Annotated in this window: 15 protein-coding genes; 11 read left to right on the top strand and 4 right to left on the bottom strand. The window is 65.9% G+C overall.

Going from position 1 to position 13,792, the window contains the following annotated elements; translation table 11 throughout:
- Nucleotides 1–220 precede the first annotated feature (220 nt).
- The 8 genes from IEG05_RS19000 to IEG05_RS18965 all read left to right on the top strand — a co-directional run bounded on the left by IEG05_RS19000 (nucleotide 221) and on the right by IEG05_RS18965 (nucleotide 6,393).
- Nucleotides 221–1,201 (top strand): isopenicillin N synthase family dioxygenase, encoded by a 981-nt coding sequence (locus tag IEG05_RS19000; protein WP_046620758.1) that lies wholly within the window; start codon nucleotides 221–223, stop codon nucleotides 1,199–1,201.
- The gene (locus IEG05_RS18995) at nucleotides 1,194–1,943 is read left to right on the top strand and encodes an alpha/beta fold hydrolase (protein WP_046620756.1); all 750 of its coding nucleotides are present in this window, start codon (nucleotides 1,194–1,196) and stop codon (nucleotides 1,941–1,943) included. Before IEG05_RS19000 ends, IEG05_RS18995 begins: the two co-directional genes overlap by 8 nt.
- Before the next feature lie 50 nt (nucleotides 1,944–1,993).
- The gene (locus IEG05_RS18990; RefSeq protein WP_046620754.1) at nucleotides 1,994–2,971 is read left to right on the top strand and encodes an ABC transporter substrate-binding protein; all 978 of its coding nucleotides are present in this window, start codon (nucleotides 1,994–1,996) and stop codon (nucleotides 2,969–2,971) included.
- 4 nt (nucleotides 2,972–2,975) lie between these two features.
- Nucleotides 2,976–3,779 carry an ABC transporter ATP-binding protein gene (locus IEG05_RS18985; protein WP_046620752.1) on the top strand — a complete coding sequence of 268 codons (804 nt, stop codon included), beginning with the start codon at nucleotides 2,976–2,978 and terminating at the stop codon, nucleotides 3,777–3,779.
- Entirely contained in the window at nucleotides 3,766–4,560 is a 795-nt protein-coding gene (locus IEG05_RS18980) for an ABC transporter permease (protein WP_046620749.1), read from the top strand. Before IEG05_RS18985 ends, IEG05_RS18980 begins: the two co-directional genes overlap by 14 nt.
- Nucleotides 4,561–4,596: 36 nt before the next feature.
- On the top strand, nucleotides 4,597–5,067 hold the full coding sequence (locus IEG05_RS18975) for a nucleoside deaminase (protein ID WP_046620747.1): 471 nt from the start codon (nucleotides 4,597–4,599) through the stop codon (nucleotides 5,065–5,067).
- Nucleotides 5,068–5,189: 122 nt separating this feature from the next.
- Entirely contained in the window at nucleotides 5,190–5,927 is a 738-nt protein-coding gene (locus IEG05_RS18970; protein WP_046620746.1) for an SDR family oxidoreductase, read from the top strand.
- A gap of 10 nt (nucleotides 5,928–5,937) precedes the next feature.
- Nucleotides 5,938–6,393, top strand: coding sequence for a carboxymuconolactone decarboxylase family protein (locus IEG05_RS18965; RefSeq protein WP_046620745.1), 456 nt, complete (start codon nucleotides 5,938–5,940; stop codon nucleotides 6,391–6,393).
- A 1-nt stretch (nucleotide 6,394) separates the two neighbouring features.
- Here IEG05_RS18965 and IEG05_RS18960 read toward each other — a convergent pair whose 3' ends face one another.
- Nucleotides 6,395–7,315, bottom strand: a complete 921-nt coding sequence (locus IEG05_RS18960; protein ID WP_046620742.1) for an AraC family transcriptional regulator — start codon at nucleotides 7,313–7,315, stop codon at nucleotides 6,395–6,397.
- 251 nt (nucleotides 7,316–7,566) lie between these two features.
- Here IEG05_RS18960 and IEG05_RS18955 point away from each other — a divergent pair, with 251 nt between their 5' ends.
- The 3 genes from IEG05_RS18955 (at nucleotide 7,567) to IEG05_RS18945 (ending at nucleotide 11,234) form a co-directional block, all read left to right on the top strand.
- Complete coding sequence (locus IEG05_RS18955) at nucleotides 7,567–9,123, top strand: ABC transporter ATP-binding protein (RefSeq protein ID WP_046620740.1); 1,557 nt, start codon at nucleotides 7,567–7,569, stop codon at nucleotides 9,121–9,123.
- 12 nt (nucleotides 9,124–9,135) lie between these two features.
- On the top strand, nucleotides 9,136–10,242 hold the full coding sequence (locus tag IEG05_RS18950) for an ABC transporter permease (protein ID WP_014821136.1): 1,107 nt from the start codon (nucleotides 9,136–9,138) through the stop codon (nucleotides 10,240–10,242).
- 65 nt (nucleotides 10,243–10,307) lie between these two features.
- Complete coding sequence (locus IEG05_RS18945; RefSeq protein ID WP_014821137.1) at nucleotides 10,308–11,234, top strand: ABC transporter permease; 927 nt, start codon at nucleotides 10,308–10,310, stop codon at nucleotides 11,232–11,234.
- An 87-nt stretch (nucleotides 11,235–11,321) separates the two neighbouring features.
- Here the strand turns inward: IEG05_RS18945 and IEG05_RS18940 are convergent, their stop codons facing one another.
- The 3 genes from IEG05_RS18940 to IEG05_RS18930 all read right to left on the bottom strand — a co-directional run bounded on the left by IEG05_RS18940 (nucleotide 11,322) and on the right by IEG05_RS18930 (nucleotide 13,764).
- On the bottom strand, nucleotides 11,322–12,455 hold the full coding sequence (locus IEG05_RS18940; RefSeq protein WP_046620737.1) for a Fic family protein: 1,134 nt from the start codon (nucleotides 12,453–12,455) through the stop codon (nucleotides 11,322–11,324).
- Nucleotides 12,456–12,642: 187 nt separating this feature from the next.
- Nucleotides 12,643–13,368: an SIMPL domain-containing protein gene (locus tag IEG05_RS18935; RefSeq protein ID WP_046620736.1), complete on the bottom strand. Its 726-nt coding sequence runs from the start codon at nucleotides 13,366–13,368 to the stop codon at nucleotides 12,643–12,645.
- A gap of 72 nt (nucleotides 13,369–13,440) precedes the next feature.
- Entirely contained in the window at nucleotides 13,441–13,764 is a 324-nt protein-coding gene (locus IEG05_RS18930; RefSeq protein WP_046620734.1) for a hypothetical protein, read from the bottom strand.
- Nucleotides 13,765–13,792 lie beyond the last annotated feature (28 nt).

The following is a 13,792-nucleotide window of genomic DNA, read 5'->3' as shown; positions in this document are numbered from 1 at the left end:
GCGAACGTCGCATATTTCTGCGTCAGATTTGAAAACGACACAACGCCGGCCCCTTGCAGTGCACCTTTCAGGACCACCTTCCGCCTCTTTTTGAAGCGGCGGAAGGTGCTGCCGAAACGGCATCAGCTTGCTCGATATTCTCTGCTTCTGCGCACAGTCGGCTCGGTTTGATACTGCGCTCGCCGACCGCCATTCCGCGTCGGCAGAGCAGGATCGAGCCATGAATGAATCCCTTTGTGCCCGCCATCTCGAAGCCGCCGCGCTGCCGCTGATCGATATCGCCGGGCTGTTTTCTCCCGACCTTGCCGAGCGCACTGCCGTGGCCGAACGCATCGGCGCGGCCTGTCGCGAGGTCGGCTTCTTCTGCGTCGCCAACCACGGCGTCGACCCGGCGCTACAACAGGCGGTGTTCGAGCAGGCGCGGGCCTTCTTTTCCCAGCCGGAAGCAGGCAAGCGTGCGCTGGACAAGGTGTTCTCGAACGCCAATCGCGGCTATGAGCCGTTGCGAGGTCAGGTGCTGGAAGCCGGTGCGCCGGCCGATCTCAAGGAAGGCTTCTATATCGGCGAGGAGCTGGCCGAGGACGACCCACGGGTATTGGCCGGGCGCTTCAATCACGGTGCCAATCAGTGGCCGAGCGAGCTTGCGGACTTCCGCCCGACCATGGAGCGCTATCGCGATGCGATGAACGCCCTCGCGGCACGGCTGATGGGCGCCATCGCGCTCTCGCTGCAACTGCCGGAGGAACATTTCGCCGGCTTCTGCCGCGACTCCATGAGCACCCTGCGCCTGCTGCACTACCCGCCGCAGCCGGCCAATGCCGCGCCCGGCGAAAAGGGCTGTGGCGCGCATACCGATTTCGGCGGGCTGACGCTGCTTCTGCAGGACGAGAACCCCGGCCTGCAGGTCTGGGATCGCCACAGCGAGAGCTGGATACACGCAGCGCCCGTGCCCGGCACCTATGTGGTCAATCTGGGCGACATGATCGCCCGCTGGACCAACGATCAGTACCGCTCGACGTTGCACCGGGTGGTCAATATCTCCGGGCGAGAGCGCTACAGCGTGCCGTTCTTCTTCAGCGGCAACCCGGACCATGTGGTCGAGTGCCTGCCGACCTGCCTCGCACCGGGCGAGTCGCCACGCTACCCCGCCGTAACGGTGGAAGAACACCACCGCGAGATGTACCGGAGGACCTATGGCTGACATCGTCCTCATCCATGGGGCCTGGGCCGGTAGCTGGGTCTGGGATTCGCTGCAGGATGGCCTGCGCGATGCCGGACATAGGCCGCACGCGGTCGATCTGCCGGGCAATGGCCACGACGACACGCCGCTCGCCGAGGTCTCGCTGCAGCGCTATGTCGAACACGTCGGCGCATTGATCGAAACGCTGCCTGGTCCGATTCAGCTGGTGGCGCATTCCGGCGGCGGCATCACCGCCACTGCCGTGGCCGAGGCTTATGCCGAGCGCATCGCCGGGGTCGCCTATGTCGCCGGCATGATGCTGCCCAGCGGCATGGGCTTCGGCGAACTCTGCGCCGAACTCGCCCGCGACTTTCCGGAGGTCAGCGGCATCGGCCCTTATCTCGAAGCCGCGCCCGGCGGCAGCCGCGTACCGGGCGATGCCGCCTGCGCGGTGTTCTTTCACGATGCACCGGCACAGGCCGCGATCGCTGCCGCGCGCCGCCTGACGGTGCAGCCCGATGGTGGCCGCGACATCGCCGCGCACTGGAGTGCCGAGCGTTTCGGTCGTCTGCCGCGGTTGTATATCGAAGCCACGCAGGACCGCTCCGTGCTGCCACGGGTGCAACAGCGCATGCAGCAGCTGGTGCCTGGGGCCGAGCGGGTAGTGCTCGATTGCGGGCATGCGCCGCAACTGGCCATGCCCGGCGCGCTGCTCGCCGCCCTGGTGGATTTCTTCGATCGCCATCCACATCCGGTGCACTGACCCGTTTATTGCATCGCGCTTATCACGCCGAACCTTCAAGGAGCTTCACCATGTTCAAGAAAACCCTGGTCGCCAGCGCCCTGCTCGCGCTGTTCAGCCAAACCGCCCTGGCCGCCGACAAGGTGCGCTGGCTCAACGACTGGTTGCCAGCCGGCGACAAGGCGGCGATCTACCTAGGTGTCGAACAGGGCCTGTTCGCCGCAGAAGGCATCGAAGTGGAAATCGCCAGTGCCCGCGGTGGTAGCGACGTGGTGACCAAGCTGGCCACCAACAGCGCGGACTTCGGCTCTGCCGGCCTGGCCTCGCTGCTGCAGGCCAAGGCCCAGGGCGAGGTGCCGGTAGTTGCCGTCGCCCCGATCTACAACAAGCAGCCGGACGCCTTCTTCACCACCGAAGGCTCGGGCATCGAGAGCTTCAAGGACATCGTCGACAAGACGGTGGCCACCCCGACCTTCTCTGCCTCCAACGTGGTCTGGCCGCTGCTGCTGGAGCGCAATGGCATCGACCCGAACAGCGTCAAGCTGCTCAAGCTAGACCCCGGCGCGCTGGCGCCGATGCTCGCCACCGGCAAGGTGGACGCCACCATCAACTGGCTGACCGTTGCGCCCGGCTTCGTCCGTGCCCTCGGCGAGGCGGACAAGACGCTGAAGACCATTCCCTGGTCGGAATACGGCTTCGAGGGCTACGGCCTGTCGCTGGTGGCGTCGCAGCGCTTCGTGCAGAGCCATCCCGAGGTCGCCAAGAAGTTCGTCAAGGCCTACCAGCAGGCACAGAAGAACGCCATCGCCGACCCGGCTGCAGCGGCCGCGGCGTTGAAGAAGATGGTCGCCGAAGTCGACCAGCAGCAGGCCGAGGAGCAGTTCGCCGCCTCGGTACCGCTGATGCAGAACGAGATCAGCGCCGCCGAGGGCACCGGTTTCGACGCCAAGCGCCTGGCCACTACCTGGGAATGGGTCGCCAAGGCGCAGGGCATGCGGATCGATGCCCTCGACCCGGCCAGCGCCATCGACACCAGCCTGAGCGAGTGAAGCCATGAACGCTGCCGTCCTGCCCGCCACGCCGCGCCCCAACATCAGCTTTGATCGGGTCAGCCAGGTCTTCACCTCCTCCGATGGCAGCGAGGTGGTGGCGCTGGACAACGCCAGCTTCGACATCGGTCGCCACGAGTTCATCGCGGTGCTCGGCCCCTCGGGCTGCGGCAAGTCCACGCTACTGCGCATCCTCGCCGGGCTGGTGCGACCGACCCACGGCCAGGTCAGCATCTACGGCAGCCCGGTGGACGGCCCGCGCGACGAGATCGGCATCGTCTTCCAGAAGCCGACGCTGCTGCCCTGGCTGAACATCCGCGACAACCTGACCTTCCCCATGCGCCACAAGTACGGCCGCGTCACCGCCCAAGAGATCCTCCGCGGCGAGGAGCTGCTGGAACTGGTGGGGCTCAAGGAATTCGGCAACAAGCGCCCGGACGAACTCTCCGGCGGCATGCAGCAACGCGCGGCGATCGCTCGGGCGTTGCTGCACGACCCGGAAATCCTGCTGATGGACGAGCCGTTCTCGGCACTCGACGCCCTGACCCGCGACGAGCTGAGCCTGGAGCTGCTGAATATCTGGACCCAGCGCCCGAAGACGGTGCTGTTCATCACCCACTCGATTCCCGAAGCGCTGCTGCTGGCCGACCGCATCCTGGTGATGTCGGCACGCCCCGGCCGCGTTCAGGAAATCATCGACGTCGACCTGCCGCGCCCGCGGTCCATGCAGACCCTCACGGAGCCCCGTTTCAATGAGCTCGCCAACCATATCCGCCGCAAGGTCTTCTCGCGCCATGCCGACCATTAAGCCCAAGGCACTGCACCTGAAGGCGCAGGCCGACCGCTTCGCACCCTGGCTCGCCCTGCTCGTCCTGCTGCTGGTGTGGGAAGCGGCGTGCCGCCTGCTCAGGCTGCCAAGCTTCGTGCTGCCCTCGCCCAGCGCCATTCTCGCGGCGACGCAGAAGGTCGGCCTCGGCGCCTGGGCCGAGCATATCTTTGCCACCCTGCGGGTGACGCTGATGGGCTACGGCCTGTCGATTCTGATCGGCATCCCGCTGGCCATCGCCCTGGCGTCCTCGCGGGTGATGTCGCGCACGCTCTATCCACTGTTGGTGATCGTGCAGTCCACGCCCATCGTCGCGGTAGCACCGATCATCGTGGTAGTGATGGGCGCCGGCGACCTGCCGCGGGTGTTCATCACCTTCCTCATCGCCTTCTTCCCCATTGTGGTGTCCTGCGTCACCGGCCTCCTGGCGACGCCGGAAGAGCTGGTGGAACTGTCGCGCTCGCTGGGCGCGTCGAAGGCCCGCGAGTACCGCAATATCCGCCTGCCCTATGCGATTCCACACCTGTTCTCGGCGCTGCGCATCTCCATCACCCTGGCAGTGATCGGCGCGGTGGTGGCCGAGTTTGTCGCTGCCGAAAAAGGCCTGGGCTACTTCATCAACTTCTCCACGTCGATGTTCCAGGTGCCACAAGCCTTCGCCGCGTTGATGATGCTGGTGGTGATCAGCCTGGTGCTGTTCCACCTGATCGGGTTGCTGCAGAAGATCTGCTTTCCCTGGAGCCTGCCCAAGGGCGGGCATTGAGCCCACCCGCTCATCCATCTCAACCTGGATAACACCATGCCTCTCGACGATATCGCCCTGTTGCGCAGAAGCTTCGACGTCGCCCGCCGCGCGCTGGAAAACGGCACCCATCCGTTCGGCGCCATCCTGGTCGGGCCGGACGGTGAGGTGCTGCTGGAACAGGGCAACGCCTACATGCCCGACCACGACATGACCGGCCATGCCGAGCGGGTGCTGATGACCCGCGCCTCGACCCGCTACACACCCGAATTCCTCTCGCGCTGCAGCATGTACACCTCCGCCGAACCCTGCGCCATGTGCGCTGGCGCCGCCTACTGGGTCGGTCTTGGGCGCGTGGTCTACGGCCTTTCCGAGCGCAGCCTGAAGGACCTCACCGGCAACCATCCGGAAAACCCGACGCTGGACCTGCCTTGCCGCATCGTCTTCGACGCCGGCCAGCGCAAGGTCGAGGTGCTCGGCCCGCTGCTGGAGGACGAGGCTGCCGCCCTGCACGAAGGCATCTGGTAGGCAGCGCCAGAATCAGGCAAGCGCCCGGCAGGATCGCCATAACGCCGGCAGCGTCCTCCCTCGCAGTATTCGAACCACGGCGTCACCGACGTCGCCCGAATCCATTTGCGGAGGACAACCCCATGTCGAACATCACCGGCAAAGTCGTACTCATCACCGGCGCCAGCAGCGGCATCGGTGAAGCCACGGCCCGCCTGCTGGCGGCCCAGGGCGCAACTGTCGTGCTGGGGGCGCGGCGTCTGGACCGGCTGGAAAAGCTGGTCGCCGAGATCGGCGAACGCGGTGGCGTTGCCGCCTGCCGCGCGCTGGACGTAACCAGCCGCGAGGACACCCAGGCCTTCGTCGACTTCGCCGAACAGCGCTTCGGCCGCGTCGATGTGATCATCAACAACGCCGGGGTGATGCCGCTTTCGCCGCTGGATGCGCTGAAGGTCTACGAGTGGAACCGCATGATCGACGTGAACATCCGTGGCGTGCTGCACGGCATCGCCGCCGGCCTGCCGCTGATGCAGCGCCAGCGCGCCGGCCAGTTCGTCAACATCGCCTCCATCGGCGCCTACGCGGTGAGCCCGACCGCGGCGGTGTACTGCGCCACCAAGTACGCGGTGCGCGCCATCTCAGAAGGCCTGCGTCAGGAGGTCGGCGGCGATATTCGCGTGACCCTGGTTTCGCCCGGCGTCACCGAATCGGAACTGGCCGAGAGCATTTCCGATGACACCGCCCGCTCGGCCATGGACGACTTCCGCCGCATCGCCATTCCGGCCGACGCCATCGCCCGCGCCATCGCCTATGCCATCGACCAGCCGGCCGATGTCGACGTCAGCGAGTTGGTGGTGCGCCCCACCGCCAGCCCCTACTGAGGACGCCGCCATGACCCTTCGTACAGGCAACACCCTGGCCGCGGCCTGCCTAGCCGTGTTCGGCTCGCTGACCTTCGCCTCGCTGGAAGCCGCCGGCAACGAGCGCCACGAGCGTGGCATGGCGGTCATCGAGCACCTGTCCGGCGGTGCCGGGCAACCGGTGCTCGAGGCGCTGCGCGAGGACTATCCGTTTCTCGCGGAGAGCATCACCGGCTATGCGCTGGGCGATGTCTGGGGACGCAGCGAGCTGGATGACCGCACCCGCCAGCTGGCCGCGGTCGCCGCCTTCGCCGCCCAGGGCAATCTGCCCTACATGAAGATCCACGCCGGCTACGCGCTGCGCCTGGGCGTGAGCCGTGAGGAGCTGAAGGAGGTGGTCTACCTGACCACCGTGACCGCCGGCTTTCCCCGCGCCATTGATGCCGCCCAGGCATTGCGCGAGGTGCCGGACCCGGCGTCGCGCTGAATTAAGCGGTGCTGCGCAGCCGGGCCAGATCCCTCACCGGCGAGGCGCCGAACAGCCGGCTGTACTCGCGGCTGAACTGCGAGGGACTTTCGTAGCCGACCCGGTAGCCGGCGCTGGACACATCGAGTCCCTCGGCGATCAGCAGCCGCCGCGCCTCCTGCAGGCGCAGCTGCTTCTGGTACTGCAGCGGGCTCATCGAGGTGAGCGCCTTGAAACGGTGATGCAACGTCGAGCTGCTGAGGTTGACCCGCTGCGCCAGTTCCTCGATGCGCAGCGGCTCGACGTAATTGCGGTTCAGCCATTCGATCGCGCGGGTGACGCGATGGCCCTGGCTGTCGCGCACCGCGATCTCGTGCAGGTGCCGCCCCTGGCGACCGCAGAGCAGGCGGTAGAAGATCTCGCGCATGGCCAGCGGTGCCAGCACCGGGATGTCCTGCGGGCTGGCCAAGAGCCGCACCAGGCGCAGCGTGGCGTCGAGCAACGGCGCATCGATGCGGTCCAGATAGACCCCGCGTGCAGCCCCTTCCACGGGCTGGCTCAACGGCGCGCTTTCGGCCACCAGGGTGGCGACCATCGCCGGGTCGATATCCAGGCGGATACAGAGGTACGGCTCGCCGGACGAGGCCTCCAGCACGCGACCGGCCACCGGCACGGTGACCGATACCACCAGGTAATGCAGCGCATCGTAGGTGTACAGCTCATCGCCCAGGCGCACCTCCTTGCTGCCCTGCACGATGATGCACAGCGCCGGCTTGTGCAGCCCGTGCACCAGGTCGCTCGGCGCGCTGCAGCGGATCAGGAACAGATCGTCGATGGCGGTGGGATGCATGCCGTCGTCGCGCACGAGGCCATCGATCAGCCGCGCCAGGGCGGCACGCTGGGCAATCGTTTCCTCGGCGGAATGAAGGTCCAGTTGGTTCATTTGCAGGCAAACCGGTGGGAGCGGAAAGGACGGTTAGCTTAGCAGCCCATCCGGCCCGCGGTCGTCCCGCCCCATGGCGGTGCATCGGCACGACAGCGTCATCGAGTGAAGCACCAAAGCGATGCACCGGCTAACATCGTCGCATGGCCAACCGGTGGCGCAGCTGCCGTAGCCGCGTCGCATCTCAATTCCTGACTGCCTGGCCAGCTTTTTGCTACACCCTGGTCATGAAAAACCCAGCGGACGCCTCCATGCCCGAATCCCAGACCGCACGCCTCAAGCTCTGCGGCATCACCAAACAGTACCCAGGCTGCCTGGCCAACGACCGTATCGACCTGTCGATCCAGCCGGGCGAGATCCACGCCCTGCTCGGCGAGAACGGCGCCGGCAAGAGCACCCTGATGAAGATCATCTACGGCGTGACCCAGCCGGATGCCGGCGAAATCCACTGGCAAGGCGAACGGGTGACCATGCGCGACCCGGCCCAGGCCCGTGAACGCGGCATCGGCATGGTGTTCCAGCACTTCTCGCTGTTCGAGACGCTCTCGGTAGCGGAGAACATCGCCCTGGCGCTGGGCGCCAAGGCCGGTACGCCGAAGCAGCTGGAACCGAAGATCCGCGAGGTCTCGCAGCGCTACGGCATGCCGCTGGAGCCGCGACGGCTGGTGCACAGTCTGTCCATCGGCGAGCGTCAGCGGGTGGAGATCATCCGTTGCCTGATGCAGGACATCCGCCTGCTGATCCTCGACGAGCCGACCTCGGTGCTCACCCCGCAGGAGGCCGACGAGCTGTTCGTGACCTTGCGCCGGTTGGCGGCCGAGGGCTGCAGCATCCTGTTCATCAGCCACAAGCTCAACGAGGTGCGCGCGCTGTGCCAGAGCGCCACGGTGCTGCGCGCCGGCCGCGTGTCCGGCGAGTGCGTGCCGGCCGATTGCTCGGACCTGGAACTGGCGCGGCTGATGGTCGGCGATGCCGAGGGGCTGGAAGCCGAATACCCGAAGAGCGAGGGCCGCGCGCCGTTCCTGCGGGTCGAGCGGCTGTCCTGGCACAACGCCGATCGGTTCGGCGTGTCCCTCGAAGAGGTGGACTTGGAAGTGCGCGCCGGCGAGATCGTCGGTATCGCGGGAGTCGCCGGCAACGGCCAGGACGAGCTGCTCGCCCTGCTCAGTGGCGAACAGCGCCTGCCTGCCGCCCAGGCCATGCACATCCGCTTTCTCGGTGACGACGTCGCCCATCTGCGCCCCGACGCCCGCCGCCGCCATGGTATGGCCTTCGTGCCGGCCGAACGTCTCGGTCACGGCGCGGTGCCGAGCATGAGCCTGGCCGACAACGGCCTGCTCACCGCCTATCAACAGACCGGCATGGTCGAGCAGGGCATGATCCGACGCGGCAAGGTGCGCGCCTTCGCCGAACAGGTCATCCAGCGCTTCGCCGTGAAGACGCCGGACGCACAGGCCCCGGCGGCGAGCCTGTCCGGCGGCAACCTGCAGAAATTCATCCTTGGTCGCGAAATCCTGCAGCAGCCGAAGCTGCTGATCGCCGCGCATCCAACCTGGGGCGTGGACGTCGGCGCGGCAGCAGCGATCCACCGCGCGCTGATCGAACTGCGCGATGCCGGCGCGGCGATCCTGGTGATCTCCGAAGACCTCGAGGAGCTGTTCCAGATCAGCGACCGCATCGCCGCCCTGAGCGACGGCAGGCTGTCGCCACAGCGCGCTACTGCCAGCACCTGCCCGGTCGAAGTCGGCCGCTGGATGGCCGGCCAGTTCGATACCAGCGACACCCCTGTTTCCACCCCTGCCGCCTGACGAGAATCCATCATGCTGTTATCCCTGCAACCCCGCGGCGAGGCCTCACGGGCCATGCTCTGGTTCTCGCCATTGCTGGCGGCACTGCTGACGCTGCTGAGCGGCGCGCTGCTGTTCGCGCTGCTCGGCCATCCGCCGCTGGAAACCCTCAAGGTGCTGCTGATAGACCCGCTCGGCGATCTCTACGGGGTCTCCGAACTGCTGGTCAAGGCGCTGCCGATCCTGCTCTGCGCGCTGGGCCTGGCAGTGGTCTACAACGCGCGCATCTGGAACATCGGCGCCGAAGGCCAGCTCCTCATCGGCGCCCTGGCCGGCAGCGCGCTGGCGGTCAACATCATCGACTGGGATTCGCGCTGGGCACTGGTGCTGACACTGCTGCTCGGCACCCTTGGCGGCGCCGCCTGGGCCGGGCTCTGCGCCTGGCTGAAGACGGCGTTCAACGCCAACGAAATCCTCACCAGCATCATGCTCAACTACATTGCGCTGAACCTGCTGCTGTTCGCCGTGCACGGCCCGCTGAAGGACCCGGAAGGCTTCAACTTCCCCGAGTCGGCGATGTTCGGCGACGCCACCCGGCTGCCCGAGCTGATCGAAGGGCTGCGCGTGCATGGCGGTTTCTACTTCGCCCTGCTGGCGCTGGTGGTGGTCTGGGTGCTGCTGCAAAAGAGTTTTCTCGGCTTCCAGATCAAGGTGCTCGGCCTGGACAAGCGCGCCGCCGGCTTCGTCGGTTTCCGCGACAAGAAACTGGTATGGATCGCCCTGCTGATCAGCGGCGGCCTGGCCGGGCTGGCCGGCGTCGCCGAAGTCACCGGGCCAATCGGCCAACTGGTGCCGCAAGTTTCACCGGGCTATGGCTACGCGGCGATCACCGTGGCCTTCCTCGGTCGCCTGAACCCCATCGGTATCGTCTTCGCCAGTCTGCTGATGGCGCTGCTCTACCTCGGTGGCGAGAACGCGCAGATGGCCGCCAACCTGCCGCAATCCATCACTCAGCTGTTCCAGGGCATGGTGCTGTTCTTCCTGCTCGCCTGCGACGTACTGATCCTCTACCGCCCGCGCCTGAAGCTGTGGGCGCGCAAACCAGCGCTCGTCAGCGCCAAAGAGGAGCCGGCCACATGATCGTCCGCACTGCGCTACTGCCCTTTTCACCCGCTGCCTACCGTTTGAAGTTCGAGGCCTGACCGATGGACATGGATCTGCTGACCAATATCTTCTACGCCATGATCCGCACCGGCACGCCGCTGCTGCTGGTCGCCCTCGGCGAACTGGTGTGCGAGAAGACCGGCGTGCTCAACCTCGGCCAGGAGGGCATGATGCTGTTCGGCGCGGTGATCGGCTTCATCGTCGCCTTCGCCAGCGGCAACCTCTGGCTGGGCGTGCTGTTCGCCTGCCTGGCCGGTGTGCTGCTCTCACTGCTGTTCGCCATGGTGGCCCTGGGCTTCAACGCCAATCAGGTCGCCACCGGCCTGGCGCTGACCATCTTCGGCGTCGGCCTGTCGTCCTTCGTCGGTGCCAGCTGGGTCGGCAAGCCGCTGGCCGGCTTCGAGCCGATCGCCATTCCGCTGCTCAGTGAAATCCCCGTGATCGGTCGCATGCTGTTCGCCCAGGATCTGCTGGTGTACCTGTCCTTCGGTCTGTTTGCGTTGGTGGCCTGGGTGCTGCTGAAAAGCCGCATCGGCCTGATCATCCAGGCCGTCGGCGAAAACCCCAACGCCGCCAGCGCCATGGGCCTGCCGGTACTGCGCGTGCGCACCCTGGCGGTGATGTTCGGCGGCGGAATGGCAGGGCTTGCCGGCGGCTACATGTCGCTCGCATACACGCCGATGTGGGCGGAAAACATGACCGCTGGCCGCGGCTGGATCGCCCTGGCACTGGTGGTGTTCGCCAGCTGGCGGGTGAGCCGCGTCCTCCTCGGCGCGTACCTGTTCGGCCTGGCCAGCATCCTGCACCTGGTGGCGCAGGGCCTCGGCCTGGCGATCCCCGGCAACCTGCTGGCGATGCTGCCATATGTGGCGACCATTCTGGTGCTGGTTCTGCTGTCGCGGGATGCGATCCGTACGCGGTTGTACGCGCCGGTGTCGCTGGGGCAGCCTTGGCAGCCGGGGCATTGATTTGTCGGGCCGGTTGACTACGCGTAACCAGGCCTATTCAAGGAGTTGATGTAGGCCTGGTTTCGCCCTGTTCGGCGACTCACTTTTTCAAGCGTGTGCCGAGTGCTGTATCTGGTAGCGCGTGCTGCGTCCGCCGCCCGGTAGCCTGGCCAGGCAACCCTTCTCGACAAGGTCGCTCAGATGGCGCGTGGCGGTGGCTTTCGAGACCTTGGCCACGGCCTGGTATTGAGCGGCACTGATGCCGTTCTCGAAACCTCTCTCGCCACCATCGAGCAGGCGGTTAAGCACTTTGATCTGCTCGGCAGACAGGGTTTGGCTACGATGAGCCTGCCAGAAACGTGCCTTGACCAGCACGCGGTCGATACGAGCAAGGGCCTGTTCCAAGCTCTTGAGCAGCGTGGCAAGGAACCATTGCAACCAGGCGGTGATATCCAGCGTGCCTTTCTGGCTCGCTTCGAGGATGCGGTAATAGTCGGCGCGGTCATCGAGGATGCTAGCCGACATGGCGTAAAAGCGGATGGTCTGCTGTTCTCCCTGAGCCAGTGCCAGGTCGGTGATGGCGCGCGTAAGGCGGCCGTTGCCGTCATCGAAGGGGTGCAGGGTGACGAACCAGAAGTGCGCAATGCCGGCTCGTAGAAATGGGTCGAGGCCTGCATCGCGGCGGCTGCTCTCGAACCAGGCAAGGAAGCCGTCCAGTTGTTCTTCCAGCCCGGCGCGGGGTGGCGCTTCGAAATGCACGGTAGGGCGGTCGAGTCTCCCGGAAACTACCTGCATGGGCTCCTCGCCGCGCAGCATACCGATGCGTAACGGGCGGGCCAGTAAGTCACCATCGCTGGGGAACAACCAGCCATGCCAGGTGAACAGCCTCTGCAGATCGAGCGGCTGCTGATACGCGCGGGTGGCATCAAGCAGCAGTTCCGCCAGGCCTTCGGAACGCGAGGTGATGCGGCCTTCTTCGTTCAGCCCCAGGCGCCGCGCCAGTGACGAGCGCACGGAGCCGACATCCAGCTGCTCACCCTCGATGGCTGATGAGGTGACGATGTTCTGCAGCATGGCATCCAGGCTGCTCTGCACCTCCGTGTCACTGCCCACGGCACCGAGCATCCCGAGCAAGCGCCCCAGAGCCTGGCTGCAGGTACGCAGCAGCGGAGCAAGTGCGTCGGCTTGCCAGCTAAAGTGCGGCCAATCGGGCTGCTGCCAGATCCAGAGCGGGTCATTCATGAGGGCTGGCTCCTCTGTGAGCCGATTAACGGGCTTATTCGGCTCATTTGGTGAGCCGATAATGCCGGCTAATCGGCTCACTGTCTAACCTTTAAGCCATGGGCTACCGGGCTTAAAAGCACTTGGACAGTGCGGTTGATCCGCCTTGGCAGGCGGTTGGCGCGACATTCAGAGACTCAGCCCCATATCAATCCAACGTGTACTCAAACGTACTCACCACCCGCAGCCGTTTCCCCACGGTCCGCCCACTGTCCATATCACTGCCATCGTCATCGATAACCCGAATCACACCCTGGTTGGCATTCTTCAAGCGCCCCAGCGTGGCACCGGCATCCTCGGCAAAACGCGTCGCCTGCTCACGGGCATTGCTGGTGGCGGCTTCCAGCAACTGCGGCTTGAGCTCATTGAAGCCACGCAACTGATAGCGCGGCCCGGCGAAGCCGTTCATCTCGGTATCCAGCTGAACACCGGCCAAGATCAGCGGATCGATGGCATTGGCCGCCTTGCCCACCGCGTCGACGCGCTCTGACTTGACCAGCACCTGACCCTGGCCATTGAAGCGCAGCGGCACATCGCGCGAAGCCCATTCACGCGCCAGCAGATCCTGGACCTGCAACGGTCGCACTTCGATCTCCGCGTCGGTGAAGCCCTGCTCGCGGAGGAAATCCAGCACCAGCTGGCGATCCTCGCTCAGCCCCTTCTGCACTTCGGCGAACTGATCGCCACCACGGCGAAAGCCCAGCGTCCAAACCGCAAAGTCGCTCTTCACGTCCATCTCCGCCAGGCCCTTGACCGTCACAGTGCGGTCGGCCATGCGGAAACGCTCCACGCCCTGCCCCACCGACCAGCCGGCGAAGGTCACTGCCGCGGCGATCAACGCCGCCGGCAGAAATCCGATTCGTGCTGTAGCCACGTGCTTCTCCCCTTAGGAATTGACCGAATGCGCATGCTACTCCAGCGCCGTGCGAACACCAGTCACCAGCGCTCAACCGCGGCCCAGGCGCTGCAACGCCTCCAGCCGGAAGGCAATGTGCTGCTCCAGCTCGCTCAGCTCGCGCTCCAGCCGCGCGCACTGCTGCGTATCGCTGCCGGCCTCCAGCCGTTCGCGCAACGCGGCACGCTGCGCCAGCAATTCCACTTCCCGGGGCGGCACCCCGGCGCTTTTCAGTACCGAGAACGGCAAGCGCAGGCCCGGTGGCGTCTGCAGCCAGCCTTCGTCCACCACCAGCGGTTCGCCTTTTTCCTGCACGCCGCGCTGCCATCTGGCGATGTCGCGGGCGATGCGTTGTTCGATGTCCTGATCGCTCATGACTCGCGCCTCTTCTACCTGCCCGGTC

This window comes from Stutzerimonas kunmingensis (assembly GCF_014764705.1).
In the GTDB taxonomy this organism is placed as follows: Bacteria; Pseudomonadota; Gammaproteobacteria; order Pseudomonadales; family Pseudomonadaceae; genus Stutzerimonas.
This window is presented reverse-complemented; position numbering and strand designations above follow the sequence as displayed.